The sequence below is a fragment of the Tritonibacter mobilis genome (assembly GCF_001681715.1).
GTDB classification, from domain to species: domain Bacteria; phylum Pseudomonadota; class Alphaproteobacteria; order Rhodobacterales; family Rhodobacteraceae; genus Epibacterium; species Epibacterium mobile.
Genome location: NZ_LNWY01000008.1, coordinates 1 through 23,828, shown reverse-complemented (window position 1 = coordinate 23,828; position 23,828 = coordinate 1). Strand labels below are relative to the sequence as shown.

Here is a 23,828-nt window from a genome sequence, read left to right as displayed (position 1 = left end):
GGTCCGAATCCCCCGACTTGAGTCGGCAAAGATGAACCCAAACCGCGGCACGAAAAGCACCGCCAAGGAGACGCACATGCGCTACATGATGTCCTATGACCTGATGGAGACGGTTCGTAACGCGAACCAGTGGTTTGGCGCGACGGCGCTGTCCATGGCCTCCTACCCTGCCTTTGCGGCGCTCCCCAATCCAATGTTGAGCTGGATGGCCGCATGGGGGCAGGTCACAGAACGCAGTTTTGAGCGAATGGTAGCCAAGCCCGATTGGGGTATTCCAGCCACCACCCTGCCTGATGGTAAGGACCATTTGGTAGAAGTCGATACCGTTGTCGAAAAACCTTTTGGCGATCTCATTCATTTTCGGGTAACCGACCGCGCCGAGCAGCCGCGCAAGGTCTTGGTTGTTGCGCCGATGTCCGGCCATTACGCGACGCTCCTGCGCTCTACCGTCAAAAGCCTGATCGAGAACTGCGAAGTCTACGTGACAGACTGGCACAATGCCCGCGATATTCCGGTCTCTGCGGGCAAGTTCGATGTGGAGGATTACACGCTCTACCTCGTTGACTTCATGCGTGAACTTGGCCCCGATACCCATGTGGTCGCCGTCTGTCAGCCCGCACCGCTGACTCTCGCGGCCACGGCTTATCTGGCGGAAATCGACCCTAAGGCGCAGCCTTCGTCGCTGACACTGATCGGCGGTCCGGTCGATCCCGATGCAACGCCCACCGATGTTACCGACTTTGGCCACCGCGTCACCATGGGCCAACTCGAGCAAACCATGATCCAGCGTGTCGGTTTCAAATATAAGGGTGTGGGCCGTGCGGTTTATCCCGGCCTGCTGCAGCTGGCTTCATTCATGTCGATGAACATGGACCGCCATTCTAAGGCATTTTCGGAGCAGATCCTGCGCGTAAGCCGTGGTGAGGCCACTGATCACGATGCGCACAACCGTTTTTACGATGAATATCTCGCAGTGATGGATATGCCTGCGGAGTTTTATCTCTCAACCGTAGAGCGGGTGTTTAAGAACCGTGAAATCGCCAAGAACGAGTTCACTGTGCAAGGTCATAAGGTCGACATTGGCAAGATCACCGATGTCGCGGTCAAAACTGTTGAAGGGGCCAAGGACGATATATCTGCCCCCGGTCAGTGCATCGCCGCGCTTGATCTCTGTACCGGCCTGCCCGACTCGAAAAAGGCCAGCCATGTCGAACCGGATGCAGGGCACTATGGCATCTTTGCAGGTCGGTCCTGGCGCAACAACATTCGCCCGTTGGTGATTGACTTCATGGATGCAAACACCCGAAAGTCCTCGCGCAAACAGCCAAGTAAGACTGCAGCCAAATAAAGGAGCTTCCTATGCCCAGCACATCACCCGACGCTCTCGGTTTTTCATGTGCTTGTGGCAGCCTCTCCGGACATATTGATGCGGCTGCGGCAAAACAGGGGACACGCATAGTCTGCCACTGCGCGGACTGTCGCGCGGTTGAGCTTTATCATGGCGCGCCGGATCCAAAAGACAGCGGCGTGGACCTGCTACAACTGAACCCCGACATGGTCAAAATTGATCAGGGCGCAGAGCATTTACAGCTGCTGCAATTATCGCCAAGGGGGCTATATCGTTGGTACGCTGGGTGTTGCGGCACGCCTATGTTCAACAGCTTGCGCAAACCCCGGCTGCCTTTCATCGCTCTACGCAGTGCGCTTTTTGCAGAGCCTGATAGGCTTGGAAAAGTCGTGGCGCAAGCCTTCATTCCGCAGGCAGGCAAGCCCCCGCGCCATGATGGGGCCGCTCGGATGACCATGAAGCTCGCAAGCCGGATGATTTCTGCTTGGGTATCTGGACGCTGGCGACAGACACCCCTTTTTGACATCGAAAGCGGGTTGCCCGTGGCGCAGCCACTGGTCCTTTCAAAAGCAGAACGCAAGGCTCTGACACAAGAATCTTAAACCTAATATCAGGCGCTCGCACGGTATTCAGAGGTCAATTGCAGGACGTCTTCGGAAACTGGCTCCGAAGTAGCTGCGGTACTGTCCACTGCTGGAGTTTCCACAGCCACCGGACGCCGCCGGGACCGGCGGCTTGTCCAGACGGGTTCAGGTAGAGGATCAAGCGTTTCTTCGCACTTGGGCAGTAGCGCGTGTTCACCAACAATCCAGTTGTGCAAAATAGCCGACACCCGATCCGGTTGTTCCATCAAAGGCAGATGGCCAGCGTCCTCGATCATTTCGATCCGAGCATTTTTCATCAGTTCCGCAGTGAACAACTGCCGCTTCACCGGGATGATTTGGTCATGAACGCCACAGATCACCAATCCAGGCTGATCCGCCCGCATCAATGTGGCCTGTTGGTCCGACCGGCGCTGCAACATGCGACTTTGGGATACAAAAACATCCGCCCCAAGATCCTCTGCCATATCGGCAAGCTGCCCCATCACCTGATGCCGCAACGGTCCCGGTGCGAGTGCTGATGCCGGAATGACCTCTTCCATCACGCCGCGCAATCGCCCGGAACGGGCACGGATAATCCACGGTTCACGTTCTGCCGCTTTGGCCGGGGTTTCAGGCAGCGGCGTCGATCCGATCAGGCAAATCCCTGCTATGCGATCCGGCGCCTCCTGCAGCATTGCCATGGCGATCGAACCGCCAAGCCCCGCACCAACGACAGTAAACTTTTCGGGCATATGAACCAACAGCGAGGCGGCAACATCCTCGACCCTGTCAGCATTGAGAACCGGCGCAACCGTCACCGGCACATGCCGTGACAGTAATCGGATCTGGGGTTCCCAGACCCGTCCATCACTCATGAATCCCGGCACAACCACCAAAGGATGCGCCAACAACTGCGCTGGTTCAATCATATACATCTGCCCGTATTTCATGCGCCTATCTGTGACGCTTGGGTTCACTACACGTCCCAAAGTGCAGGGCAGCAAGGACTTTTTTATTTTGCGCAAAATTGGTTAAGGATGTGTGTCTTCCTCAATACCCAGCCCATCGAAACGCACCGTTCTCGGCAAGTGGTGAATAGGGGTTATGCGCTACTTCCCAGATATGCCCATCCGGCGCGCGGAAATATCCGATGGTGCCACCCCAAAACACAGCCCCTGCCTCACGCAGCACCGAGGCTCCCGCCGCACGCGCGCGTTCCATGAGCGCGGTAACGTCTTCGGCTTTGCGCACATTATGGCTCAGGGTCATGGCCCCAGTTCCGAGGTCCTCAACAGGCAGGTTCATATCCTCGGCCAGTTTCTCCAGCGGATAAAGCCCGATCGTCTGGGAAATCAGATCAAACGCAATGATGCCTTCTTCGCTCTCAACACGCTTCCAGCCCAGGCTTTCATAAAATTGCGCTGAGGCCTCCATATCACGCACCCCAAGCGTGATCAGGCTAATTCGTTGCTCCATTGTTCAATCCTCTCACATACAATTAACGTGCCTTCTTGCTACCCCATGCAGGAACAAAAAGCGAACACTTAATTCGCGTTGCCGCAGCAAACCTCCTCAACCGCTTTTTCAATAAGCGCCAAGCAGGCCTCATCGGAAAACCGATGATCCGCATCCTTTACCAACGTCAGTTGCATATCTTCGCAGGTCGCATGATCCAGCAGTCGCAATGCGGTCTCGGTAGAAACCGCCGTGTCTGCTGTCCCTTGCAGACAGCGCACAGGAAACGGTAAAATCAGATTGCTGCGCAACACGAGATTCTGGCGTCCGTTTTCCACCATCCGCTTGGTCACCACATAGGGTTCCATATAGTCGCTTGGCAACTCCACCCGACCATGGCGATCCAGCTCCGCCTTCTGCGCCGCACTGAAATTCGCCCAATAGCCATCCTCAGTGAAATCGGGTGCCGCCGCGATGGTCACCATCCCCTTGATCCGCGCTGCCCGCGCCTTGGCTAGCAAGAGTGCCTGCCAACCGCCCATAGAGGAGCCAACCGGCACGATGTCACCCTCGGTTAACGCATCCACCGCCGCCAGCGTGTCTGCGTGCCAATCGCCGATGCAGCCCTCCTCAAACTGGCCTGAGCTCTCGCCATGCCCGGAGTAGTCAAACCGCAGGAACGCCTGGCCGCGCGCCTTGGCCCAATCCTCCAGAAACAACGCCTTGGTGCCCTCCATGTCGGATTTCAATCCGCCTAAAAACACCACGCAGGGCCCCTGCCCTTCGGTCTTGTGATAGGCAATACGTCGTCCTTCAGCGGTGTCCAGATACTGCGGCGCCATTTGCATTCTCCCTAAAGCCTTCGTCGTCCCCACATGCCACGGCGCTGCAAGATTCGCCAATTCCTCACCACTTCTAACGCGAAATATCCCGGGGAGCGCGAGGGGCAGCGCCCCTCGCCCACACTGTCAGCAATTTTCCAACCGACACCTTGACCTTGCCCGCCCCCTCGGCCAAACAGCAAACACGCATATAACCCGCAACCGGGCGTTCAGTGGGCGCCAAACCGACGAGGAGAGCCAGCATATGGCCCAGATTTCCCTCACATTCCCCGATGGCAACGCACGATCCTACGACGCCGGCATCACGCTTGCAGAGGTCGCGGCCGACATCTCCACCTCGCTTGCCAAAAAAGCGATCTCCGCAACCGTGGACGGTCAGCACTGGGACCTGCAATGGCCCGTGACCAAGGATGCCGCCATCGCCATCCACACCATGAAGGACGAGGCGCAGGCCAATGAGCTGATCCGTCACGACCTCGCCCACATCATGGCGCGCGCGGTGCAGGAGATCTGGCCCGACACCAAGGTCACCATCGGTCCGGTCATTGAAAATGGCTGGTACTACGATTTCGACCGCGCCGAGCCGTTCACGCCCGAAGATCTCGGCACCATCGAAAAGAAGATGAAAGAGATCATCAACAAGCGCGAGCCGGTGACCACAGAGGTCTGGGACCGCGCACGTGCGGTGCAATATTACACCGACAACAACGAGCCCTATAAGGTCGAGCTGATCGACGCCATTCCCGGCGACGAGCCTTTGCGCATGTACTGGCACGGCGACTGGCAGGACCTCTGTCGCGGCCCGCACCTGCAGCACACCGGCCAGGTGCCCGGCGATGCTTTTAAGCTGATGTCCATTGCGGGTGCCTATTGGCGCGGCGACAGTGATCGCGCCATGCTGCAACGCATCTACGGCGTCGCCTTCACCGGCAAGGAAAAGCTCAAGGCGCATCTGACCATGCTGGAAGAGGCCGCCAAGCGCGACCACCGCAAGCTGGGCCGCGAGATGAACCTGTTTCACATGCAGGAAGAGGCCCCCGGTCAGATCTTCTGGCACCCTAATGGCTGGAAAATCTACACCACCTTGCAGGACTACATGCGCCGGATGCAGGACCGCGACGGCTATGTCGAGGTCAACACGCCGCAGGTGGTCGACCGCAAACTCTGGGAGGCTTCAGGCCACTGGGACAAATACCAGGAAAACATGTTCATCGTTGAGGTCGACGAGGACCACGCCCGTGAAAAGGCGGTGAACGCGCTAAAGCCGATGAACTGCCCCTGCCACGTTCAGGTCTTTAACCAGGGTCTGAAATCCTACCGCGACCTGCCCCTGCGCATGGCCGAGTTCGGCTCCTGCGCGCGCTATGAACCCTCGGGCGCGCTGCACGGCATCATGCGGGTGCGCGGCTTTACCCAGGACGATGGCCATATCTTCTGCGCCGAGGATCAGATCGAATCCGAGACCGCAAAATTCATCGCCTTCCTGTCCAAGGTCTATGCCGATCTCGGCTTTCACGACTGGACCATCAAACTGTCGACCCGCCCCGAAAAGCGCATCGGCAGCGACGAGAGCTGGGATCTGGTCGAAAAGGCGCTGGGGGATGCCTGCAAGGCCGCCGGCTACGAGTATGAGCTGCTGGAAGGCGAAGGCGCCTTTTATGGTCCGAAGCTGGAATTCACCCTGACCGACGCCATCGGCCGCAACTGGCAATGCGGCACCCTGCAGGTGGATCCCAACCTGCCGGAACGCCTGGATGCGAATTTCATCGGTCAGGACGGCAGCAAGCACCACCCCTTCATGCTGCACCGCGCCACATTGGGCTCCTTCGAACGTTTCATCGGCATCTTGATCGAGGAACACGCAGGCAAACTGCCGTTCTGGCTCGCACCGCGTCAGGTTGTTGTCGCGTCGATTACGTCGGAGGCCGATGACTATGTGAACGAGGTGGTCGCAACCCTGCGCGCCGCAGGCGTGCGGGCTGAGGCCGACATCCGCAATGAGAAGATCAACTACAAGGTTCGCGAACACTCCGTGGGCAAGGTGCCGGTCATTCTCGCCGTTGGCCACCGCGAGGTCGAGGAGCGCACGGTATCGGTGCGCCGCCTTGGCGAAAAGCAAACCAAGGTTGAAAGCCTCACAAATGTTACAGAAGAGCTCGCAAAGGCCGCGACGCCGCCGGATCTTCTGTAACAATTCTCGATATTCCTGCAATGAACGGCCCCCAATCGGGGGCCGTTTTGTTACAACCAGCCTAAAACCAAGGGAATATACGGTTCAACTGTGGCCGTTCTCTAACATCGACTGACGCAGGCGTGAGCCACGTGCTCGTGAGTTTGTTTACGCATCAATCCCCGGTTAGTGTGTTCTTGTCACTAAAGACGACGCATATCACTTCAGGAGGACACGCGTATGTCGACCACTAAGAAAACCCTTGCTGTTGCTGGCGCTGTTGCCGCAGCGCTGACCGCAGTTACTGCTCCGCATGCATCCGCACAGGCCAAAGAAAAATGCTACGGCGTCTCTCTTGCAGGCGACAATGACTGCGCCGCCGGTCCCGGCACGACCTGCGCAGGTACTTCGACCGTTGATTATCAAGGCAACGCATGGACCCTCGTTGATGCAGGCACCTGCGCCGATATGGATCTGCCTGCAATGGCAGACGGCACGGCGCGCAACGGCTCTCTGGAGCCGCTGGAGCGCGACCTGCCCGCATAATCCACTGCGATACTTTTCCGTGGGGGCGCACAATCGCGCCCTCGCGACCTGCTCCGTGTTGATTGACACGACTGTCTCTCTCCCTTCGCTTCATCGAAAAGAGGTGCGCCATGCCCGCACGTTCAGAGCATTCTCACCTGCCGAACGCCGCAGGTGTCGGTTATAAACCTCAGCATTTTCAGTCAATCATGGAAAATGCGGGCACGGTCGAGTGGCTGGAAATTCATGCGGAAAACTACATGGGCGACGGCGGTCGTCCCTTGGCGCAGTTGCGCCACCTGTCCGAGCGCTTTCCAATTTCGGTGCATGGTGTGGGTCTGTCGATCGGTGGCGAAGGTCCCCTTGACCCCGATCACCTCGCCCGGCTGAAACACCTTGTCGACTGGTTGAAACCTGCGAGCTTTTCCGAGCATCTGGCATGGTCCACCCATGATACTCATTTCTACAACGACCTGCTGCCGTTGCCTTACACGGATAGCACGCTCACGCGCGTCTGTGATCACATCAATCAGGTACAAGACCTGTTGGGACGGCAGATGCTGCTGGAGAACCCATCAAGCTACCTCGCCTTTGCTGAGAGTACTTGGGCAGAACCAGCATTCCTGAATGAGATTGCAAAGCGCACCGGCTGCGGGTTGCTCTTGGATGTGAACAACGTCTTTGTCTCGGCCACCAATCTTGGGTATCGGCCACAGGAATATATTGACGCCTATCCGATTGATCTGGTTGGTGAAATTCACTTGGGCGGGCATGACGAAGACGAAGACGACCATGGCCGCCCGCTGCTGATCGACAGCCACGGCGCAGAAGTGGTAGATCCGGTCTGGTCGCTGCTGGCCTATACGCTGGTGCGCTCGGGGCCCAAACCAACACTGGTGGAATGGGACACCGATGTGCCTGATTGGCCAGTGCTGGAAGCCGAGGCCGCCCGCGCCGCGAGTGCCCTGCACGCAGTCAAAGTGGCGGCCTGATGTCACGCGAAGAGCAATTCACCCGCGCCATTCTGGATGCGCGCCTGCCCGTCCCTGAGGGGCTGCTGGATGGCGTCGCGCGGCCCGCGGGGCGTCGTTTTAGCGTCTATCGCAACAATGTCGCCGTCTCCCTTACCGAGGCTTTGCATCAGGGGTTTCCTGTCATCGCGAAGCTTCTGGGACAACAGAACATGGACGGTCTGGCCGCAATGTATCTGCGCGCCCATCCTCCGTCCTCACCGTTGATGATGCATTACGGCGCGGGCTTTCCCGAATTTTTGGAAAACCTCGAACAGCTCTCTCACCTGGGTTATCTGGGCGATGTGGCGCGATTGGAACTTGCCCTACGCTGCAGCTACCATGCGGGTGACGCCACACCGTTGGACCCTGCGCGCCTTAGCGCGATGGCTCCACAAGATTTGATGCGTTGCCGTCTGCACTTTGCACCCGCGATGGGCCTGATGCGCTCGGATTGGCCGATTTTCTCCATCTGGCGCTATAACACCGAGCCAAACGCGCCGAAGCCGCAGGCAGGCGCCGAAGACCTATTGATCACCCGACCCGATTTTGACCCCATTCCGCAACTGCTTCCCAAAGGCAGTGCGGTCTGGATTGCCGCGCTTCAGGCAGGCGAGACACTCGGAGATGCAACCGATGCCGCTACAAATGAATTTCCTGATTTCGACCTCAGCGCCCCCTTGGCGCTCCTGATCGAGGGCTTGGCCCTCACCGACCTCTCGCAATAGGACTTCCCATGACCGCGTTGATTTCACTGCATAACGCCGCGTTCAACCTGATTGAGCGCGCGGGCAATTGGCTGATGCCGCTGTTTGCCCGTTTCACCTTTGCAGCTGTTTTGCTGCTTTATTACTGGAACTCCGGCCTGACCAAGCTGGGAGACGGGATCTTCGGCCTGTTCTCCCCTTCAATCGGAGCCTACAGCCAGATTTTCCCGAAACAACTCGAAGCCGCTGGCTACGACGTGTCGCAGTTCGGTGTCTTTCATTGGTTGGTGGTGATGGCTGGCACTTACGCAGAATTCTTGCTGCCGCTGCTGATCGTGATCGGGCTTGCTACGCGTCTCGCCGCTCTTGGCATGATCGGTTTTGTGGTGGTGCAGTCTCTCACCGATGTTTACGGGCACGGCGCAACGGACACCAAAACACTGGGTGCATGGTTTGATCGCTTTTCTGACAGCGTCATAATGGATCAACGGCTGTTGTGGGTCTTTGTGCTGGTGTTTCTGGTCGTAAAAGGTGCAGGCGCGCTATCGGTTGATGCCCTCTTGCGTCACCGCCACGCCGCAACCCAGGCCTGAGGTAGCATCCCTTCTCCTTAGAAACGGCGCGTCTGAACCGACCAAACGCGCCGTCTTTCTATCTAAAGTAGGGCTTCTCAGGCCACGCCGAGCGCTGATTTTACCTCAGCGTTCCAACCAAGAAAGAGCCGCCCCTCAGCTTCAATCAGCGGGCGTTTCATCAGACTCGGATGCTCTGCCACCAGCTCCAGTGGGGGTCTTGCACGCTCTTCGTCGCTCAAGCCACGCCACGTGGTCGAGCGGGTGTTAAGCAATGTGTCTGGAAATTGAGCATACGCTTGCTCCATCACATCTGCCGGAACTCCATCTTTGCGGACATCCACAAAATCAGCCGCAGGCAACGATTTCAATGCCTTGCGACATGTGTCGCATGTTTTCAGACCATAGAGCTTCACTTCAGCTTTCCCTTGCGCATGAAAGTTTCACACAATTTACGGTAGAGTCCCACCGATTTCCTTTGATTTTTCAAAACCCCGTGCCACACTAAAACGGGCCTGCGTTAACCAAGGGCTTGGATCACCTGGGCTTGGGCGTCGTTTGTTCGCCTCGGGACGGGAGATTGAAAGGTACTTTGAGCATGCTCAAAGTGAAGTGCAAGTGAGAAGGAGACACGGGACATGCCAACTGGCACCGTGAAATGGTTCAACACCACCAAGGGCTATGGTTTTATTGAACCCGATGAGGGCGGCAAGGACGTGTTTGTCCATATTTCCGCCGTCGAACGCTCTGGCCTGACCGGCCTGGCTGACAACCAAAAAGTGGGATATGAGCTGAGCGAAGGCCGAGATGGCCGACAAATGGCCGGCGATATTCGCCCGCTTTAAGGCCCCTCCCCCATAAAGATCTCTGCGTCCGACCCACGCTTCTGTGGCTTGGGCGCAGTTTTTATATTCCACAATCTCAAATCCGGCGCGCAGATTTCATGCCGTGGGTCAGTTCGGCTTGCGCAGGTACTCCGTCAGGACGCAGGCTGGCGTTTCCGTTCTCAATGGCAGACGCGCACCGATACGCCATTGGCTTTCGTCAAATGACGGAAAGAAGGCATCTGCATCAGAAATATCAAGCGCGACTTCAGTTATCATTAACCGATCCGCGATTTCCAGCATGCCTTTATAGATCCCTGCCCCACCAATCCCATAGATACGCGCATAGCCCTCGCACCGCGCTAAGGCAACGGCGTCCTCGATCGTTTTCACTACGGTTTCAGCCGCATCCGGGTTTGAGGACACAACAATATTCAGCCGGTTTTTCAGGGGCTTTACGGGTAAGCTGTCCCAAGTGTTGCGCCCCATAATAATAGCCCCGCCCAGCGTTTCGCGCTGAAAGGCTTTCATATCTTCGGGCGCGTGCCACGGGATATCGTTGTCCTTGCCGATGGCCCCGTTTCGAGCCCGAGCGACGATAAGTGTGATCATAAAAGTGCCTGCATGTATCTGGAGCGATCAAACCGCGACGGGCGCTTTGATGGTGGGATCAGGATCATAGCCGATGACTTCAAAATCCTCGTATTTGAAATCAAAGAGTGATGTCACATTCCGCGCGATGCGAATTTGTGGCAGCTGTTTCGGGGTACGGGACAGTTGCAGCTTCACTTGTTCCATGTGGTTTGAGTAAATATGCGCATCCCCCATGGTGTGCACAAATGTCCCAATCTCATAGCCGGTTACATGCGCAAGCATTTGCAAAAGCAGCGCATAAGACGCGATGTTGAACGGCACACCAAGGAACATGTCCGCGGAGCGTTGATAAAGCTGCAGATGCATTTTTCCGCCCAATACGCGTACCTGCCAGAGGCTATGACAGGGCGGCAGCGCCATATCGGGAACATCGGCCGGGTTCCATGCGGTCACAATCAGGCGGCGGCTGTCGGGGCTATTGCGGATCATTTTCACCAGATCGCTGATCTGATCCACCGTGCCTGCACGATATAGCGGCTCATCTCCCAAAGTGCCCTCTGCCAGTTCAAGTCGCGGAAACTTGCGCCACTGGTAACCATAAACCGGCCCAAGGTCGCCATTTTCATCCGCCCACTCGTCCCAGATCGAAACACCATTGTCTTTCAGGTATTTGATGTTGGTATCGCCGGACAAAAACCACAGAAGCTCGTGAATGATAGAGCGCAGGTGCAGCTTTTTTGTGGTGACCAGCGGGAAGCCATCGGCAAGATCATACCGCTGTTGCATGCCGAAACACGACAGGGTGCCCGTACCGGTGCGGTCCGTCGTCTCGACCCCGTGGTCAAGGATATGCTGCAAGGCGTCGTGATATTGCTGCATGGCGCGGGCCTCCTCTTTGCCCTCCGGTGATACCGTGCGAACTGGACAGTTCCAAGCAATTTACCCCGCCACCCTCGACATTCCAGCCTCAGAACTTAGGTTGACCCACGACACCGTATTATTTTGGCTGCTGGAAAAAAGGACGTCCTATGCCGCTCAAGTATCTGCACACCATGGTCCGAGTAAAAGATCTCGAAAAATCCATGGCTTTTTATGAACTTCTGGGTTTGAAGGAAATTCGCCGCCACGACAGTGAAGGCGGACGTTTTTCGCTGATCTTCATGGCACCTCCAGGTCAGGAAGAAGCTCCTATTGAATTGACGTGGAACTGGGATGGCGATGATGAACTGCCCTCAGACAGCCGTCACTTTGGCCATCTCGCCTATGAGGTCGATAATATCTATGAGATGTGCCAGCACCTGATGGACAATGGCGTCACCATCAACCGCCCGCCGCGCGATGGGCGTATGGCTTTTGTCCGCTCCCCTGACAATATCTCAATCGAGTTGCTGCAGGCAGGAGAGGCGCTTGCCGCTGCCGAGCCATGGGCGAGTATGGAAAACACCGGTCACTGGTGAGGTGCGCCGCCTATTGAGATATTCGGCTGATCGCACTTTCGAGGTACGGCACGAGATCGCTGAGTTCTTTTCTAAACCGATGTAAAAACAGCCCGGATCTGGCTCATGCCAGTCCGGGCTGATTGACAGCTTTCGCTGAAAGACCTGATTTGTCCGCGACAAATATCACGGACCGCCCGGTTCAAATTACGCTCGCGAGAAAAGAGAGCGCAACTTCAGTAACAGTATTGCAGCACCATTCCTGCACTGGTCGGGTGTCCCATGGGGTCACCGTCGCAGCATACCCGAAACAATGGGTAGCAACGTATTACATTCTCAACTGACAGATTGCCGAATTCTCCGGCTTCGGCAGTACCTCGGTTGCTTCTGCAACCGCCCTCATCTTACCATTTGAACCGTATTACGGCGTTTGGCTTGACCAGGTTGACAGATTTACCTTCTGATTTAATCCAATTGGCTGTTTTCGGTAGAGCCGAGACTGGCAAAAGGAGCAGACGTAAAGCTGTCTTATGTGTTCCACGAACCTTGCGGCCCGAAAAACGGTTTTTAATAGATGTAGCGAATCTGGTCAGACCAGTACCGCTCCATACGCTTGAGGGAACCGGTGATATCCTCGATCCCTTCGGCGCTGATTACACCTTTGTTTTCCAGACCCTCAGCATGACGCGAAAACAGCGACGCAACGATGTCGCGAATTTCACGACCACGGGGGGTCAGACGAACGCGAACCGACCGGCGGTCGATTTCGCAGCGTTGATGGTGCATATAGCCCATCTCCACCAGTTTCTTCAGGTTATAGCTGACGTTGCTACCCTGATAGTAGCCACGGGTTTTGAGTTCCCCCGCAGTCACTTCATTGTCGCCGATGTTAAACAGCAACAGAGCCTGCACCGCGTTGATGTCAAGGACACCCACGCGTTCAAACTCGTCCTTGATTACATCCAACAACAAGCGGTGCAGACGCTCCACCAGTGCAAGTGCATCAAGATAACCAGTCATGAACCCTTTGCGGTCTAGCTGGCTGATTGGTCGTTCCATACTCATTCAGCATCTCCGAATCGAAATTGCTTCATGACAAATGTGACTGGAATTTCCTGAAAATGCGTTAAACCGGATTTCTCTTTTATTTTTGGTATGTTCTAGAGATTTTATCAATGAGAGCGTTAAACCGTTCCGGTGCCGGTGCCTGACCCGTTACCCATTGGTAAAGATCCTGATCGTTTTCCCGCAAAAGGTGATCGTACTCACCCAATTGCGCGTCGGTCATTTCAGCCAGATTCGCAGCGGCAAAACCAGACAGCAAGATATCCATCTCTTTAATGCCGCGTCTCATGGAGCGCATCGTCAAGCGTTTGATGCGGATTTCACGGCTCTCTTCCAGATCAGCCTGCGCCTCGATCATTCTGCAGACTCCTGCGTGGCGACGAGACGCCGCAACGTCTTTTCAAGACGTCCGGCACGTTCAGCCTGTTGGCGCAAGTCTTCGCGCAAGCTACGCAATTCTCGTGCAATTGCAGCCATATCTTCCCCAAGCGTATCCTCGCTCGGTGCCGAAAGATCATCGCCCTCACCAGTCAAAAGCCAGCTCATCGACACATTCAACAGGCCAGACAGCATCGAGAGCTTATTGGCGCGTGGTTCAGACAGATCCTGCTCCCAACCGATCAGGGTGGTTTTCTTCACACCCATGCGGCGAGCCAGCTGCCCTTGGGTCATTCCTGCACTTTCGCGTGCGGCAGCAACGCGATCGCCAAAAGTCGCAGCATCGGGGCCATACCAGTCATTCATAATGTCGGTCATGCGGTCTCTCCTAAGTGGACGACTTGATTGCCGTTTGGCGCCACCCTAAGAGTTTTGAAGATGACATTCAAACCGAGGTCCGACATGTCCATTCTCTCTGCGACACTTTCCCGCGTGAAGCCTTCTCCGACCATTGCCGTCACCAACAAAGCGCGCGAATTGAAGGCGGCGGGGTGTGATGTGATCGGCCTTGGCGCGGGTGAACCCGATTTTGACACACCACAATCGATCAAAGACGCAGCAGCGCGGGCCATCGCAGAGGGGAAAACCAAGTACACAGCCGTCGACGGTATCCCGGAATTAAAGCAAGCCATCTGCGAGAAGTTCAAGCGTGACAATGGTCTCGAGTATCGCCCCGAGCAGGTCACCGTGAACTCGGGTGGTAAGCAGACGCTCTATAATGCATTGATGGCGACGCTAAATCCGGGGGATGAGGTCATCATCCCCGCGCCTTATTGGGTGAGCTATCCCGATATGGTTCTTCTCGCCGGGGGCACGCCCGTCGCGGTCGAGGCCAGCCTTGAGACCAATTTCAAGCTGACGCCAGATCAGCTCGACGCTGCAATCACTGATAAGACCAAGTGGTTCATCTTTAATTCTCCGTCCAATCCAACCGGTGCCGGCTATTCTCGTACCGAACTGAAGGCGCTGACGGATGTGCTGATGCGCCATCCGCATGTCTGGGTGATGACCGACGATATGTATGAGCATCTTGCGTATGACGACTTTGAGTTCTGCACCCCGGCGCAAGTGGAACCCGGCCTTTTTGATCGGACGCTCACTTGCAACGGTGTCTCTAAGGCCTACGCAATGACGGGCTGGCGGATTGGCTATGCTGCAGGACCAGAGGCGTTGATTGCAGCCATGCGTAAGGTGCAGTCGCAATCCACGTCAAATCCCTGTTCCGTCAGCCAATATGCTGCGCTGGAAGCATTGACGGGTCCGCAGGATTTCCTTGAAAGCAACAACGAGATATTTGTACGCCGCCGCAATCTTGTGGTGTCGATGTTGTCTGAGATCGAAGGGCTCACCTGCCCAGTGCCGGAGGGGGCGTTTTACGTCTATCCTTCCATTGCTGGCCTTATCGGCAAGACGACCCCAAAGGGCGTGGTCATCAATACCGACGAGGATTTTGCAAGCGCCCTCTTGGAAGAGGCGGATGTCGCGGTGGTCTTTGGCGCAGCTTTTGGCCTGTCACCAAATTTCCGCGTAAGCTACGCAACCTCTGACGAGGCGCTCAAAGAAGCCTGCAGCCGCATTCAACGGTTCTGTGCTGCACTGAACTGATTTTGCGCAGACCGAGTGCTGCGTGGCAGCGCTCGGTTGCGCGGGCTATTCCTCAAATTTTGAACCATATGAGGTTTTGCGCTGCGCTTCGCGCATCGCGGCGCGGCCCCCGCCCGGCCCAACCGGGCCAATGTCGCTTACCCTTAGGTAAGGGACATGCATGGGCGGGAGCTCGCCCGAACAAGAGGCGCTCAAAAACCATTCCTCTTTTCGATTCTTAGCCCCCTTTGCCCTAGAGCTCGGGCCTGATACGCTGAACCGACTGTCCAATCTCTTTCAGGGTTTTCATGACAACTGCCTTACCCGACTACTATTTTCGCATACGCGAGAACGGCGCAATCGTGTTCCGTCTCGACACCGAGAACCGCAATCGTCGTATTGAAATGGATCAAATCGCGGTGGTGAATCTCAGGAAGGGCGAGATAAAGCCCCACGGCGACACTGTCCTGAGCGTTGAAGATGAAGCCGCGATTGAGGCATGGGTCATTGAACGCACAGAACTGCTGCTTCATCGGGAGGTTGATGACATTCTGCGCACGGTGGACCACCTCAACCTGACCACTCAGTGGGCGCAATCACGGGCCAGCGACGATCAACTTGAAGCGGTGACCGACACGCTGCTTCTCGCGATGCATGATCTGCGCAATGTGCTGGTGCGCAAAAAAGCCGATCGTCTGGAACAGGATCGATAACCCTGCCGCACACGATCGGCCTTTTATGAAAGACGGACGTAATACGCTGAGCGGCCTAGCACGCGTTAGGCGGAGCCAGCCATTGCATCGCTCGGCGGTACATTCCCCGGTGGAGGGGTTTGAACGCGCCGTAATGCGTGGAGCCAAAAACGCAGCAATAGCAGAACACCCGCCGTGCTGAGGCCGAGGATCAGCCCGATCCAGACACCGACCCCACCCATTTCCGTGCGGAATCCGAGGATGTAGGAGGTCGGAACCCCTACCGCCCAGTAGCTGAGTGCTGCCATCACCATTGGCACGCCTGTATCCAGCAACCCGCGCAACAGCCCCAGCGCAATCGCCTGCATGCCATCCATCAGCTGAAACAGCCCAGCCATGGCCAAGAGAGACACACCAATTGCGAGGATCTCAGGTTTTTGTGGATCATCGGGATCAAGGAACAGCAGGATCAGAGGTTCCGGCGCAAGAAAGAACACCAGCGCTGTTGCCACCGCGATCACTAGAGAGGCCACCGTTACAACAATTGCTCCGCGTACCATATGCGCTTTATCCCCACGGCCCAACGCATTGCCCACACGAATGGTCGCCGCATTGGAGAGCCCAAGATGTGCCATGAATGTAAGACCAGCGACTGAGACCGCGATGCCATGCGCGGCCAGTGGCACGGTGCCGAGCCACCCCATCATCAGGGCAGAAGCGGAGAACAAGCTGACTTCGCACAGAGTTGTCAAACCGATGGGGAGACCATGGCGCACAATCTCACGCATCATCTCCCAGTCAGGGCGCTGCAGATTGCGCAGCAGGTCATGTTCCGGCAACCGCCACAGGGCGTAGGCCACCACAGCAACAACCGAAACGGATTGTGTCGCCAATGAAGCAAGTGCTGCACCTTGCAGGCCCATCTCCGGCAAGCCGAGATGACCAAAGATCAGCACGTAGTTCACGATTGCATTGACCACCGCAGCCATCACCGTGATCCAAAGCACCACCTGCGTGCGTTCCAGTCCCGCCAGATAGGATTTCAGCACCATCACCAATAGTGCTGGAAAAATCCCCCACCCCGCGATCCGCAGATAGGTACCAGCATCCGCAGCAACCTGTGCTTCTTGTCCTGCCGCCAGAAGGATCGCTTCCGAATACCACATCAAGGGCATCGACAGCACGCCATAGACCACTGACAACCACAGCCCCATACGGGTGGAGCGGCGAATACGGCGATGATCATCCGTCGCCACGGCAGAGGCGACCATCGGCATCACAGCAAAGGCGAAACCAGAACCAAGGATAAACCATACAAAGAAAAACGACTGCGCCAGCGTCACCGCCGCCAACTCATTCACACCATACCAACCCAGCATGACGGTGTCGGTCAAACCAATGGCAAACTGCGCCAAATGGCCACCAATCAGCGGCAGGCCAAGGATCGACAGCGCGCGAACATGCCCGCCGTAGCTCATCTGATCTGCAGGTTGTGTACTTGCCATTGTATCGGCCTCCTTCATGAGACACAGCCATTAGGACGCGTGCCCTGTATCGACAAGACAGCTTTTCGTACCGATACAATTGCACAAAGATCAGGCAGTCTGAAAACCGGCGAGAGCCCGCCTATAGCGGCTGCTCAGCGGTTCTGTCCGTTTAGAACAGGTCAGATGCTCCGCAATAGGAGCTGCAAACAAAGCGCCAAGACCAAGCCACCGGCACAGACCTCCAGGGCTGCAGCAATGCGCGCGCCTCCGGTGCCATCTCCTGACATCATACGCGCCAATAGTCCGCCCCGAACTCCCGCCGCCAGAAGCGCCACACAGAGAGTCACACTGGCGGTGCCGAGCCCCATGGCAAAAGCGCCTGCCACACCAGCCACAAGCACGTCGAGCCGCCACGTCAAAAGCAAAAAAAAGACGGCACCCGTACAGGGACGTGCCGCGATACTGAAGATGATCGCCGCCGCCTCGCGCCATGATCTGAGGTTCTCGGCCTCGCTCAGCGTCGGACCATGGCGATGACCGCAGCTGGAGCAGACCTCACCCGGACCATGATCATGGTGGTGTTCCGCATGAGTGTGATGATGATCGTGATGCCCATGATCGCCATGGTGGTCATGGCTGTGCCGCCGCGCATCCCAGAGCCGCCAGCCGCGCCGCAACCCCCGTAACAGCAGATACAGTCCCAATAGCGCCATCAACCCGTATGAGACCGGCGCCAAGAGGTTTTCAGCTGTCGCAGTCAGCCGTTCGCGCCCCCAGTCAAACATCCACACACCAGCCAAAACCAGCAGTACCGCAGTTGCGGCCTGCGCCAGTGACGACGCCACTGCAAGCGCCGACAAACGCCATAGTGTCACCGCACGCCCCAGACCATACCCACCGATCACGAGCTTGCCGTGGCCCGGACCTGCAGCATGAAAGAAACCATAGGCGAAACACACGCCCATCAGGCCCCACCATGCCCCGGGTTGGCCACCTTTGAGCGCCCGCAGGCCCCGCGCCATCGCGTTCTGAGCCTCCCGCTGCGCCTCAGCAGCCGCGCGCAAAACCTGATCCGCACCGCCCAATCCCCAGAGCCAAATCGCCAGCACAGCAACGGCAATCAGCGTGATCGCTGCGATAATTCCCGGCAGGTGGCGTGTCATTTTTTCAGCTCTCGCAATCCAGTGAAACCACTGCAGCAAAAGCCGAGCCGACCTCAGGGAAAGCATCCTCGGCCTGTTGCGTTGGCATCGCATAGAGCAGCTCTTCGACAAGCGTATAGGCCTGATCGAGATTGGGCGGCGTGATCGACGCCGAACATGGTCCGGTGACTTCGACCCCTTGGCTCAGATCATATGCGGTATAATATGTCGGATCATACATCCGTGCGGTCACGCCTTCAGCCTTCACCGGTGTCTCTTCGATGACCAACCGCCGATGACGGGTGATGATGACCCCGTCACGCACTTCAGTGCTCAAATGCTCCGGCGCACCCAGATGGAGGTTAAGATCCTGTTGGCTTAGGTAAAGATCGCCCTCGAACCCCTCGACCCAGTTCAAATCAAACCCTTTGAGCCGCTCAAGCTCTGCCGGGGTCAACTCACCATCCAGATCACTGTCGAGCATCATATCTTCAAAGACCAGAAGCGTGTAGAAATCGTCGTAGACCCACGTCACCTCGGCGGCTTGCACTATGCCTTCAGCGTCCACCTCAAGCTTCAGGCCGCTATCAACAAAAATATGCGGATGCGCCAACACCGGCAGTGGGGCGATAAGTGCAAGTAAAGTGGCGACAGGCTTCAGCATATCCGGACCCTAGCCAAGGCTCTGCCGCCGCTCAAGAGAACAAAACGCCGTGTTCCAAAGCTGTGCCAATTTCCGCCATCTGGATCTTGGTTTTCCCTATTGATGCCCCCAATCTTGCGGGTCATCACCATTGCCGGGACTAAGCCCCAGAACATCCCCCTTAGTGGAGCAACCAAGGCCCAGCACCGTGCGATTGGCATAGGCAAAATAGGCCACAACCTGATTGATCTCGAGAATTTCGCCATCGCCCAATCCAGCGTCACGGAGCGGTCGCAGATCTGCCTCGTCCATATCGGCGGGTTGTTCTGTGAGCTTGCGCGCATAATTCATCGCCGCTCTTTCGCTTGCTCTTACGGGCAAGGTCTTCATGTCCTGCGCCTCAATAGCCGCCCGGATCGCCTCTGCGCGTGTATCGTCCTGCATCAATCGTCTCAGACCTTGGTAATGATGTTCAACGCAGTATTCGCACCCGTTCAGTGAAGACACCCAAACGCCGATCATTTCCAGCACCCATTTGGGCAGCGCATTCCCGCTGTGGTGCAAGACGTTTTTATAGAGCGCCATATGCCCTTCCATCGAATGAGGCCGCAAGGAATGTGCCATCATGATATTGTCGACATTTCCATCCGGGCCGCTCACGCGATCATAAAGCTTGCGTAATTTTCCAGTTGCCTCGTTAAACGCAACAGTCTCGATCCAAGCCATCGTGTCCCCCATGCATACTGCAATTATGCTATTACGATCACGAGGTATTTCAATTGTTAAGGGCCTTCCAAATTGTAGAGTTTTTGTGAGCACAAGGCCAATATCGCCACGTATACACCGGTTTGCCGCCAACCTTGGCCATCAACCTCACATTCTCTTTGAATCATCCGCCACGGCTACCCGTACCTGAAGGAGAGATGGATCTTATGAGACAGCCCCCTGTTCAAAGCCTGCGACCGTGATCCTATCGTCAGCGGTCACAAATGCCCTTCTCTCCCTTATCCACAAGGGCACGCTGGCCTCTTCCCCCGCCGGACCACATGCGTCATAATGAACGACAATCAAACCCAACGATAAGAGCAGCGACCCGCACATGGCCGACGATCTCCTGAGCCCGTCCTCGTCTGACACCTATGACGCCTCCTCCATCGAAGTCCTCGAGGGCCTCGAACCTGTGCGTCAACGCCCCGGTATGTATATCGGCGGCACCGACGAGCGCGCGCTGCATCATATGGTTGCCGAAATCCTCGATAACTCGATGGACGAGGCCGTCGCAGGTCATGCCAACCGGATTGAGGTCGAACTGCACGAGGATTACTCGCTCACCGTACGCGACAACGGGCGTGGCATCCCGATCGACCCGCACCCAAAGTTTCCCGACAAATCCGCGCTGGAGGTGATCCTCTGTACGCTGCACGCAGGCGGTAAATTCTCCGGCAAGGCCTATCAGACCTCGGGCGGTCTGCATGGTGTGGGGTCTTCCGTTGTGAATGCACTGTCGGACTCGCTGGTGGTTCAGGTTGCCAAAAACAAGGAGTTGTTTGAGCAGCGATTTTCACGCGGCAAACCCTTGGGCGGTGTGGAAAAGATCGGTGCGGCCCCCAACCGGCGCGGCACCACCGTGACTTTTCATGCGGATGAGGAGATCTTTGGCTCTCACCGTTTCAAACCCGCGCGCTTGTTCAAACTGGTGCGTTCCAAGGCTTATCTGTTCTCGGGCGTCGAAATCCGCTGGAAATCTGCCATCACGGATGGGGAAACGCCACAAGAGGCCACCTTCCATTTTCCCGGCGGTCTGCGCGACTACCTGACTGAAGTATTGGGAAAATCCTCTGTCTATGCCGATGCACCTTTTGCGGGCAAAGTCGAATTCCGCGAAAAATTTGGCGAGCCGGGTTATGTGGAATGGGCGATCAACTGGACGCCCTCGCGCGATGGTTTCACCCAGAGCTACTGTAACACCGTCCCCACACCCGAGGGCGGCACCCATGTCGCCGGTTTTTGGGCCGCAATCCTCAAGGGGATCAAGGCTTACGGCGAATTGGTCGGCAACAAGAAGGCCGCCCAGATCACCCGCGACGACCTGATGGCGGGAGGCTGCGCACTGGTGTCGTGCTTTATTGCTGATCCCGCATTCGTCGGCCAGACCAAGGATCGCCTCTCCACCGAGGGCGCGGCCAAAATGGTCGAAAACTCCGTGCGTGACCACTTCGACAACTGGCTTGCCGCCGATACCAAATCCGCCGGCGCCATCCTCGATTTTCTGATCCTGCGCGCCGAGGAACGCCTGCGCCGCAAACAGGAAAAAGAGACCCAGCGCAAATCAGCCACCAAGAAGCTGCGCCTGCCCGGAAAGCTCACCGATTGTACCTCCAAGGATCGCGCCGGCACTGAATTGTTCATTGTCGAGGGCGACTCGGCGGGCGGGTCCGGCAAAGGGGCGCGCCACCGTGAATATCAGGCGCTCTTGCCCCTCAAGGGTAAGATCCTGAACGTGCTTGGTGCAGCTTCAGGCAAGCTCACGTCAAACGCCGAAATCCGCGATCTCTGCGAGGCACTGGGCGTGGGACTCGGCACCAAGTTCAACCTCGACGATCTGCGCTATGACAAGATCATCATCATGACCGATGCGGATGTCGACGGCGCCCATATCGCCTCGTTGCTGATGACCTTTTTCTTTACCCAGATGCGCCCGCTTATTGACGGCGGCCACCTCTATCTGGCCTGCCCGCCCCTGTTCCGCCTGACCCAAGGCGCTAAGCGTGTTTATTGCCTCGACGAAGCCGAGCGCGACATGTGGCTGGAGAAGGGTCTGGGCGGCAAAGGCAAGATCGACGTGAGCCGTTTCAAGGGTCTTGGTGAGATGGACGCCAAGGACTTGAAAGAGACCACCATGGACCCCAAAACCCGAAAATTGATCCGGGTCACCATCGACGAGGACGAACCCGGCGAGACCGGCGATCTGGTCGAGCGTCTGATGGGCAAGAAACCCGAACTGCGCTTCCAGTACATTCAGGAGAACGCGAAGTTCGTCGAAGAGCTGGATGTTTGAGGTACATTAAACGCCAATCATAGACCTTTTCTAGCGAAGGGGCTTTGATGATGTAACCGCCCCTCCCATGGCATCAATGTGTCAAGGTGGGTCTGCAACGATCCACATAGGAGAGCGGTCATGTCGGAGATTATCACCGTCGGGCTCGAACAACTCGCTCCACAGGAAGTGAGAAGTCGATTTCAATACCCAGTCCTTCGCGGTTGAAGTCGTTCAGAACGTTCAGGAGGCGGAATTGCCGTTCATGCCCAAGCCTGCCAGCCATGAAGTCGATGGACCAGACCTAATCCGGGGGATCGATTGTAGCGATGACGGCACGGCTCATTCATCCGGCTTTTCCCGTTTCAAACGCTTGCGCGGCTTAATCCTGAGGTTCAGCTCCAGCTTACGGTCGCATTTCTGTTTCCAGCCGTGCCCTTGGACATTTTGCAGGTACAGAGAACACAGGTCGAAACTCAGGGCAAGATCCCTCTCGTGACATTGCTGCGCAATGCACTGCCGGGCAGTGGAGCGATGGCATCAGGCCTTGAAGAACCGCATCTTGCTGGAAAACTACTGCCTGCCCGGTGACCTCAAGCAACAGATTGATGCCTTTGTCGACCATTACAACCACCGGCGCTATCACGAGAGCCTACAAAACCTCACCCCGGCTGATGTCTACTTCGGTCGTGGCAAGACCATTCTGAAACGACGAAAAAGGATCAAACAGAAGACAATCGAAACCCGGCGCTTGCCTCACCGCAAATCCGCCGCATAATCAAAGCAACCAGATGAGCCAGACCCTCTCTTAGGTCACGCCGCCATCTGTCCCAAAATCCCTGACGACGGACACCAAAATTACGCTACCGCTACCGACGCTACTGTAGAGCACAATACACTGTAGCAGGGACGCGCCCCAATAGCCGCCCAGCAAAACCGCGATCACACCAGAAATCATTCCTACGAATAGAACTCCCAATGTTCCTTCTCCCTTCATTGTGCCTAGACGCCGCAAGCTTGAGCAGCGAGCACTCACACAAATCCTACAATGCTGATGGTGAGAACCGGACAGGCTGCCTGATATTCCAGATGTCGTTTTCAGTAATCGAGGACCGGACACATACGCATCCGGTCCTAACTGACAGGAAACGCCTTTAGAGCAACCCACCTTCATCACTTCCGGTGAGGCCAGCCAGCAAGTCATCCCCAAGCAAGCCATCGGTCACACCAGCCAGCGGGTTACCATCGCCGAGGAGACCTCCAACAAGGCCATTTTCACCAAGCACCGTGTCAACTAGATCGTCAACAAGACCATCCTCGCCAAGCACGCCATCCACGACACCGTCCTCACCGAGAATACTTGCGAGGAGACTGTCAGAGTCGCCTAGCAACCCATCGGTCACGCCGCCCAGCGGTTTTCCTTCGCCGAGCAGTCCACCGATGAGGCCATCATCACCAAGAGCACCGCCAACAAGGCCGTCCTCGCCAAGGACACTATCAACAAGCCCCTCTTCGCCAAGCACACCGCCAAGAAGTCCGCCTGCATCACCCAGCAGCCCATCCGTCACGCCATCCAGCGGGTTCCCCTCGCCAAGAAGGTTTCCGATGAGGCCATCTTCACCGCCGAGCAAGCCGCCCACGAGGCCATCCTCGCCCAGAACCGTGTCAACCAC

Annotated in this window: 25 protein-coding genes and 3 pseudogenes; 13 read left to right on the top strand and 15 right to left on the bottom strand. The window is 56.7% G+C overall.

Features of this window, described 5'->3' with window-relative positions:
• Nucleotides 1-76 precede the first annotated feature (76 nt).
• Both phaZ and UB90_RS22965 read left to right on the top strand, forming a co-directional pair.
• Nucleotides 77-1,348, top strand: coding sequence for a polyhydroxyalkanoate depolymerase (gene phaZ, locus UB90_RS09655; RefSeq protein WP_005613670.1), 1,272 nt, complete (start codon nucleotides 77-79; stop codon nucleotides 1,346-1,348).
• Nucleotides 1,349-1,359: 11 nt separating this feature from the next.
• A complete protein-coding gene (locus tag UB90_RS22965) occupies nucleotides 1,360-1,950 on the top strand; it encodes a DUF6151 family protein (RefSeq protein WP_065326883.1) in 591 nt (196 codons plus the stop codon).
• Nucleotides 1,951-1,958: 8 nt separating this feature from the next.
• Here UB90_RS22965 and UB90_RS09645 read toward each other — a convergent pair whose 3' ends face one another.
• The 3 genes from UB90_RS09645 to UB90_RS09635 form a co-directional block, all read right to left on the bottom strand.
• Nucleotides 1,959-2,882: an alpha/beta fold hydrolase gene (locus tag UB90_RS09645; protein WP_050774636.1), complete on the bottom strand. Its 924-nt coding sequence runs from the start codon at nucleotides 2,880-2,882 to the stop codon at nucleotides 1,959-1,961.
• 100 nt (nucleotides 2,883-2,982) lie between these two features.
• Entirely contained in the window at nucleotides 2,983-3,408 is a 426-nt protein-coding gene (locus tag UB90_RS09640; protein ID WP_005613665.1) for a VOC family protein, read from the bottom strand.
• A 68-nt stretch (nucleotides 3,409-3,476) separates the two neighbouring features.
• A complete protein-coding gene (locus UB90_RS09635) occupies nucleotides 3,477-4,229 on the bottom strand; it encodes an alpha/beta fold hydrolase (RefSeq protein ID WP_065326884.1) in 753 nt (250 codons plus the stop codon).
• Between the two features lie 244 nt (nucleotides 4,230-4,473).
• Here UB90_RS09635 and thrS point away from each other — a divergent pair, with 244 nt between their 5' ends.
• The 5 genes from thrS (at nucleotide 4,474) to UB90_RS09610 (ending at nucleotide 9,234) form a co-directional block, all read left to right on the top strand.
• Nucleotides 4,474-6,420 carry a threonine--tRNA ligase gene (thrS, locus tag UB90_RS09630; protein WP_065326885.1) on the top strand — a complete coding sequence of 649 codons (1,947 nt, stop codon included), beginning with the start codon at nucleotides 4,474-4,476 and terminating at the stop codon, nucleotides 6,418-6,420.
• A gap of 219 nt (nucleotides 6,421-6,639) precedes the next feature.
• A complete protein-coding gene (locus tag UB90_RS09625) occupies nucleotides 6,640-6,945 on the top strand; it encodes a BufA1 family periplasmic bufferin-type metallophore (protein ID WP_005635688.1) in 306 nt (101 codons plus the stop codon).
• A gap of 110 nt (nucleotides 6,946-7,055) precedes the next feature.
• Nucleotides 7,056-7,916 carry an MNIO family bufferin maturase gene (bufB, locus tag UB90_RS09620; protein WP_065326886.1) on the top strand — a complete coding sequence of 287 codons (861 nt, stop codon included), beginning with the start codon at nucleotides 7,056-7,058 and terminating at the stop codon, nucleotides 7,914-7,916.
• Entirely contained in the window at nucleotides 7,916-8,662 is a 747-nt protein-coding gene (locus UB90_RS09615; RefSeq protein WP_065326887.1) for an HvfC/BufC N-terminal domain-containing protein, read from the top strand. The genes bufB and UB90_RS09615 overlap by 1 nt, the downstream gene beginning before the upstream one ends.
• Nucleotides 8,663-8,670: 8 nt before the next feature.
• Nucleotides 8,671-9,234, top strand: a complete 564-nt coding sequence (locus UB90_RS09610; protein ID WP_065326888.1) for a DoxX family membrane protein — start codon at nucleotides 8,671-8,673, stop codon at nucleotides 9,232-9,234.
• 77 nt (nucleotides 9,235-9,311) lie between these two features.
• On the opposite strand, the gene UB90_RS09605 is transcribed toward UB90_RS09610, so the two are convergent.
• Nucleotides 9,312-9,629 carry an ArsC/Spx/MgsR family protein gene (locus tag UB90_RS09605; protein WP_065326889.1) on the bottom strand — a complete coding sequence of 106 codons (318 nt, stop codon included), beginning with the start codon at nucleotides 9,627-9,629 and terminating at the stop codon, nucleotides 9,312-9,314.
• A gap of 222 nt (nucleotides 9,630-9,851) precedes the next feature.
• On the opposite strand from UB90_RS09605, the gene UB90_RS09600 reads away from it, so the two are divergent.
• Nucleotides 9,852-10,058, top strand: coding sequence for a cold-shock protein (locus UB90_RS09600; RefSeq protein WP_009178415.1), 207 nt, complete (start codon nucleotides 9,852-9,854; stop codon nucleotides 10,056-10,058).
• Between the two features lie 108 nt (nucleotides 10,059-10,166).
• On the opposite strand, the gene UB90_RS09595 is transcribed toward UB90_RS09600, so the two are convergent.
• Together UB90_RS09595 and UB90_RS09590 are read right to left on the bottom strand one after the other, a co-directional pair.
• Nucleotides 10,167-10,649 carry a dihydrofolate reductase gene (locus tag UB90_RS09595; RefSeq protein WP_065326890.1) on the bottom strand — a complete coding sequence of 161 codons (483 nt, stop codon included), beginning with the start codon at nucleotides 10,647-10,649 and terminating at the stop codon, nucleotides 10,167-10,169.
• Between the two features lie 27 nt (nucleotides 10,650-10,676).
• The gene (locus tag UB90_RS09590) at nucleotides 10,677-11,510 is read right to left on the bottom strand and encodes a thymidylate synthase (protein WP_009178470.1); all 834 of its coding nucleotides are present in this window, start codon (nucleotides 11,508-11,510) and stop codon (nucleotides 10,677-10,679) included.
• Between the two features lie 149 nt (nucleotides 11,511-11,659).
• On the opposite strand from UB90_RS09590, the gene UB90_RS09585 reads away from it, so the two are divergent.
• Nucleotides 11,660-12,088 carry a VOC family protein gene (locus UB90_RS09585; protein ID WP_005640090.1) on the top strand — a complete coding sequence of 143 codons (429 nt, stop codon included), beginning with the start codon at nucleotides 11,660-11,662 and terminating at the stop codon, nucleotides 12,086-12,088.
• A gap of 546 nt (nucleotides 12,089-12,634) precedes the next feature.
• Here the strand turns inward: UB90_RS09585 and UB90_RS09580 are convergent.
• The 3 genes from UB90_RS09580 to UB90_RS09570 all read right to left on the bottom strand — a co-directional run bounded on the left by UB90_RS09580 (nucleotide 12,635) and on the right by UB90_RS09570 (nucleotide 13,888).
• Nucleotides 12,635-13,132 carry a MarR family winged helix-turn-helix transcriptional regulator gene (locus tag UB90_RS09580; protein ID WP_009178464.1) on the bottom strand — a complete coding sequence of 166 codons (498 nt, stop codon included), beginning with the start codon at nucleotides 13,130-13,132 and terminating at the stop codon, nucleotides 12,635-12,637.
• Between the two features lie 79 nt (nucleotides 13,133-13,211).
• A complete protein-coding gene (locus UB90_RS09575) occupies nucleotides 13,212-13,490 on the bottom strand; it encodes a succinate dehydrogenase assembly factor 2 (protein ID WP_065326891.1) in 279 nt (92 codons plus the stop codon).
• The gene (locus UB90_RS09570) at nucleotides 13,487-13,888 is read right to left on the bottom strand and encodes a helix-turn-helix domain-containing protein (RefSeq protein WP_005640082.1); all 402 of its coding nucleotides are present in this window, start codon (nucleotides 13,886-13,888) and stop codon (nucleotides 13,487-13,489) included. The genes UB90_RS09575 and UB90_RS09570 overlap by 4 nt, the downstream gene beginning before the upstream one ends.
• An 84-nt stretch (nucleotides 13,889-13,972) precedes the next feature.
• Between UB90_RS09570 and UB90_RS09565 the strand changes: the two genes are divergently transcribed.
• The gene (locus UB90_RS09565) at nucleotides 13,973-15,175 is read left to right on the top strand and encodes a pyridoxal phosphate-dependent aminotransferase (protein WP_065326892.1); all 1,203 of its coding nucleotides are present in this window, start codon (nucleotides 13,973-13,975) and stop codon (nucleotides 15,173-15,175) included.
• 287 nt (nucleotides 15,176-15,462) lie between these two features.
• Nucleotides 15,463-15,867 carry a hypothetical protein gene (locus tag UB90_RS09560; RefSeq protein WP_065326893.1) on the top strand — a complete coding sequence of 135 codons (405 nt, stop codon included), beginning with the start codon at nucleotides 15,463-15,465 and terminating at the stop codon, nucleotides 15,865-15,867.
• Nucleotides 15,868-15,932: 65 nt separating this feature from the next.
• On the opposite strand, the gene UB90_RS09555 is transcribed toward UB90_RS09560, so the two are convergent.
• The 4 genes from UB90_RS09555 to UB90_RS09540 all read right to left on the bottom strand — a co-directional run bounded on the left by UB90_RS09555 (nucleotide 15,933) and on the right by UB90_RS09540 (nucleotide 19,844).
• A complete protein-coding gene (locus UB90_RS09555) occupies nucleotides 15,933-17,351 on the bottom strand; it encodes an MATE family efflux transporter (protein ID WP_065326894.1) in 1,419 nt (472 codons plus the stop codon).
• 161 nt (nucleotides 17,352-17,512) lie between these two features.
• Nucleotides 17,513-18,496: a nickel/cobalt transporter gene (locus UB90_RS09550; RefSeq protein WP_065326895.1), complete on the bottom strand. Its 984-nt coding sequence runs from the start codon at nucleotides 18,494-18,496 to the stop codon at nucleotides 17,513-17,515.
• Nucleotides 18,497-18,500: 4 nt separating this feature from the next.
• Entirely contained in the window at nucleotides 18,501-19,139 is a 639-nt protein-coding gene (locus tag UB90_RS09545; protein WP_065326896.1) for a DUF1007 family protein, read from the bottom strand.
• A gap of 96 nt (nucleotides 19,140-19,235) precedes the next feature.
• The gene (locus UB90_RS09540; protein WP_009178326.1) at nucleotides 19,236-19,844 is read right to left on the bottom strand and encodes a peroxidase-related enzyme; all 609 of its coding nucleotides are present in this window, start codon (nucleotides 19,842-19,844) and stop codon (nucleotides 19,236-19,238) included.
• A gap of 373 nt (nucleotides 19,845-20,217) precedes the next feature.
• Between UB90_RS09540 and parE the strand changes: the two genes are divergently transcribed.
• The gene (gene parE, locus UB90_RS09535) at nucleotides 20,218-22,176 is read left to right on the top strand and encodes a DNA topoisomerase IV subunit B (RefSeq protein WP_065326897.1); all 1,959 of its coding nucleotides are present in this window, start codon (nucleotides 20,218-20,220) and stop codon (nucleotides 22,174-22,176) included.
• A gap of 142 nt (nucleotides 22,177-22,318) precedes the next feature.
• Here the strand turns inward: parE and UB90_RS22440 are convergent.
• Nucleotides 22,319-22,629, bottom strand: a pseudogene (locus UB90_RS22440) (IS3 family transposase); the annotation flags it as partial.
• Between the two features lie 52 nt (nucleotides 22,630-22,681).
• On the opposite strand from UB90_RS22440, the pseudogene UB90_RS09530 reads away from it, so the two are divergent.
• Nucleotides 22,682-22,933, top strand: a pseudogene (locus UB90_RS09530) (integrase core domain-containing protein); the annotation flags it as partial.
• 376 nt (nucleotides 22,934-23,309) lie between these two features.
• On the opposite strand, the pseudogene UB90_RS09525 reads toward UB90_RS09530, so the two are convergent.
• Nucleotides 23,310-23,828, bottom strand: a pseudogene (locus tag UB90_RS09525) (hypothetical protein); the annotation flags it as partial.

Bases quoted from the DNA above. Each gene is read 5' to 3' on its own strand.
- UB90_RS09540 (WP_009178326.1), bottom strand. From the start codon at position 19,844: ATGGCTTGGATCGAGACTGTTGCGTTTAACGAGGCAACTGGAAAATTA.
- UB90_RS09635 (WP_065326884.1), bottom strand. From the start codon at position 4,229: ATGGCGCCGCAGTATCTGGACACCGCTGAAGGACGACGTATTGCCTAT.
- UB90_RS09640 (WP_005613665.1), bottom strand. From the start codon at position 3,408: ATGGAGCAACGAATTAGCCTGATCACGCTTGGGGTGCGTGATATGGAG.
- UB90_RS09565 (WP_065326892.1), top strand. From the start codon at position 13,973: ATGTCCATTCTCTCTGCGACACTTTCCCGCGTGAAGCCTTCTCCGACC.
- UB90_RS09560 (WP_065326893.1), top strand. From the start codon at position 15,463: ATGACAACTGCCTTACCCGACTACTATTTTCGCATACGCGAGAACGGC.
- UB90_RS09550 (WP_065326895.1), bottom strand. From the start codon at position 18,496: ATGACACGCCACCTGCCGGGAATTATCGCAGCGATCACGCTGATTGCC.
- UB90_RS09575 (WP_065326891.1), bottom strand. From the start codon at position 13,490: ATGATCGAGGCGCAGGCTGATCTGGAAGAGAGCCGTGAAATCCGCATC.
- UB90_RS09590 (WP_009178470.1), bottom strand. From the start codon at position 11,510: ATGCAGCAATATCACGACGCCTTGCAGCATATCCTTGACCACGGGGTC.
- UB90_RS09615 (WP_065326887.1), top strand. From the start codon at position 7,916: ATGTCACGCGAAGAGCAATTCACCCGCGCCATTCTGGATGCGCGCCTG.
- UB90_RS09585 (WP_005640090.1), top strand. From the start codon at position 11,660: ATGCCGCTCAAGTATCTGCACACCATGGTCCGAGTAAAAGATCTCGAA.
- UB90_RS09595 (WP_065326890.1), bottom strand. From the start codon at position 10,649: ATGATCACACTTATCGTCGCTCGGGCTCGAAACGGGGCCATCGGCAAG.
- UB90_RS09570 (WP_005640082.1), bottom strand. From the start codon at position 13,888: ATGACCGACATTATGAATGACTGGTATGGCCCCGATGCTGCGACTTTT.
- UB90_RS09555 (WP_065326894.1), bottom strand. From the start codon at position 17,351: ATGGCAAGTACACAACCTGCAGATCAGATGAGCTACGGCGGGCATGTT.
- UB90_RS09610 (WP_065326888.1), top strand. From the start codon at position 8,671: ATGACCGCGTTGATTTCACTGCATAACGCCGCGTTCAACCTGATTGAG.
- UB90_RS09625 (WP_005635688.1), top strand. From the start codon at position 6,640: ATGTCGACCACTAAGAAAACCCTTGCTGTTGCTGGCGCTGTTGCCGCA.
- UB90_RS09545 (WP_065326896.1), bottom strand. From the start codon at position 19,139: ATGCTGAAGCCTGTCGCCACTTTACTTGCACTTATCGCCCCACTGCCG.
- phaZ (WP_005613670.1), top strand. From the start codon at position 77: ATGCGCTACATGATGTCCTATGACCTGATGGAGACGGTTCGTAACGCG.
- bufB (WP_065326886.1), top strand. From the start codon at position 7,056: ATGCCCGCACGTTCAGAGCATTCTCACCTGCCGAACGCCGCAGGTGTC.
- UB90_RS09645 (WP_050774636.1), bottom strand. From the start codon at position 2,882: ATGAAATACGGGCAGATGTATATGATTGAACCAGCGCAGTTGTTGGCG.
- thrS (WP_065326885.1), top strand. From the start codon at position 4,474: ATGGCCCAGATTTCCCTCACATTCCCCGATGGCAACGCACGATCCTAC.
- UB90_RS09580 (WP_009178464.1), bottom strand. From the start codon at position 13,132: ATGAGTATGGAACGACCAATCAGCCAGCTAGACCGCAAAGGGTTCATG.
- UB90_RS22965 (WP_065326883.1), top strand. From the start codon at position 1,360: ATGCCCAGCACATCACCCGACGCTCTCGGTTTTTCATGTGCTTGTGGC.
- UB90_RS09600 (WP_009178415.1), top strand. From the start codon at position 9,852: ATGCCAACTGGCACCGTGAAATGGTTCAACACCACCAAGGGCTATGGT.
- parE (WP_065326897.1), top strand. From the start codon at position 20,218: ATGGCCGACGATCTCCTGAGCCCGTCCTCGTCTGACACCTATGACGCC.